1 protein-coding gene is annotated in these 1,082 nt (G+C 68.9%); it reads left to right on the forward strand.

Annotated elements, in window-relative coordinates:
• A partial coding sequence (locus AC07XP_RS32285) for a type VI secretion system Vgr family protein (RefSeq protein ID WP_495266963.1) occupies window positions 1–1,082 on the forward strand: 1,082 nt, incomplete at both ends.

Below are 1,082 nucleotides of genomic sequence, written 5' to 3' on the forward strand. Positions count from 1 at the left end.
CCTTCCGCTGACCGCAGCGCCCTGTGGGCCGAGCTGAGCCAGACGGCACGGCTGTACCGCCTCGAAGCGCCGAGTGCTTCATCGTCCTCCAACAGCGCCGCGCGCGAGAGCATCGACGCCTTGCGCGTGGAAGGCTGGGTGCAGCGCGAGGCGGTGTCGCAGTTGTTCGAGCTGCGCATCGTGTGCCTGAGCTTGCGCGCGGACTTGGCGCTGAGTTCGCTGATCGATCAACCCCTGACGCTGGTCACGGTGCTGGCCAATGGCTCGCTCGCAAAGCGCACCGGATTGATCCGCGCAGTCGAGTCGCTCGGCTCCGATGGCGGCTTGGCCCGCTACCGCCTCACCTTGGTACCCTGGCTCTGGCTGGCCACCCAGCAAGGGCGCAGCCAGGTCTTCCAGCAGCGCAGCGTGGCAGACATCATCGAACGCGTGCTCGCCCCGTACGCGGATGCGGGCAGCTGGGCCTTCTCCTCCGAAGTGAACGGTTTCCTCGCCGACGCCCCCGTTCGCACCTACTGCACCCAGTACCGCGAGAGCGACTACGACTTCTTCTCGCGCCTGCTGGCCGAAGAAGGCCTGGCCTGGCGCCTCGAGGAAGACACCCAGGCCCCGACCGGCCACAAGCTCGTGATCTTCTCGTCGAACGACACCCAGCCCGCCGATGCAGGCTCGCCCGTTCGCTTTCACCGCAAGAGCTCGCAGGAGCGCAGCGACGCCGTGCAGGCCTTGGTGCGCCGCATGCGCCAGTCGGTGGCCCAGGTGCACCTGAGCGCCTGGAACGTCGACGGCAAGCGCCAGCTCACAGGCAGCGCCCCGGCGCGCTTTCCCGTGGGCGGCAAGAACGCCCCGCGCCTGGAGTACGACGACGTGCTCGGCCTGAACGACCGCAGCCGCGGCTGGGACACGAACCGCACCGTCGAGCGCTACGCGGCATTGATGATGGAAGCGGCCGAATGCCGCGCCGACCTGATGCTGGGCCACAGCACCGTGCGCACCCTGCGCGCGGGCACGCGCATTGAGATCGACGACGCGCCCGCGCTGGGCTTGCAGGCCAGGCCTGCGCTGCTGCTGGACACCATCGA

It is taken from the genome of Variovorax sp. GW531-E2, assembly GCF_059423125.1.